Origin of the sequence: Candidatus Regiella insecticola LSR1, from assembly GCF_000143625.1 — a bacterium.
Taxonomy (GTDB): domain Bacteria; phylum Pseudomonadota; class Gammaproteobacteria; order Enterobacterales; family Enterobacteriaceae; genus Regiella; species Regiella insecticola.
Map to the genome: position 1 here is coordinate 1 of NZ_GL379634.1, position 724 is coordinate 724.

Genomic DNA, 724 nt, shown 5'->3' on the forward strand with positions numbered 1-724 from the left:
TATTGTACGTCAATTTATAACACCTAAGCCATACTGTCTGCGCTCCTCCGCCTTGAATCAAATTAAACTGATTCGGTTATACAAGCTAAAATAAATAATATCGGGTAAAAACCCCACTTATTGAGATGAACATCACATTAATAATTCTATAAAATATTTATTCTCGGGCTATGGTTACGAGGAGTAAGACTTACATGTTAAAAGAGCTACTAACGTCAGATGTTATCCAGATCGTGCCACAGGCTAGTAATTGGCGTGATGCCATTGCTATCGCTTGCCGTCCGTTGATTGATAATGATGCTATTGAACCACGTTATGTCAATGCGATTTATCGAGCACATGAAGCTATTGGTCCTTATTATGTGGTTGGACCTGGTATCGCTATGCCGCATGCACGACCAGAAGAAGGGGTCAATAAATTATCACTGGCACTGACTATTATTTCTAATGGTGTCACATTTTATGCGCGGGAAAAGGATCCGGTAAAATTATTAATCGTTTTAGCCGCCACCGATATTCATAGCCATATTAACGCGCTCTCCCAACTTGCCAAATTATTCACCGATCAAGCTGATATTAATGCGATATTAAACGCAAAAAACTCAAATGATATTTTATCAATTATCGCACGGCATTAATTTAATGCTGTCTCTGGTTTAAAAATAAACCGCATTACGTAGTAAATTGTGCTATCAATCTAAGAAGAGCATAGCTATGGCAATGT

The 724-nt window shown here is 38.0% G+C and carries 1 protein-coding gene; it reads left to right on the plus strand.

The features are described from left to right. Positions 1-194: 194 nt before the first annotated feature. On the plus strand, positions 195-638 hold the full coding sequence (locus tag REG_RS08465; RefSeq protein ID WP_039908250.1) for a PTS sugar transporter subunit IIA: 444 nt from the start codon (positions 195-197) through the stop codon (positions 636-638). Positions 639-724 lie beyond the last annotated feature (86 nt).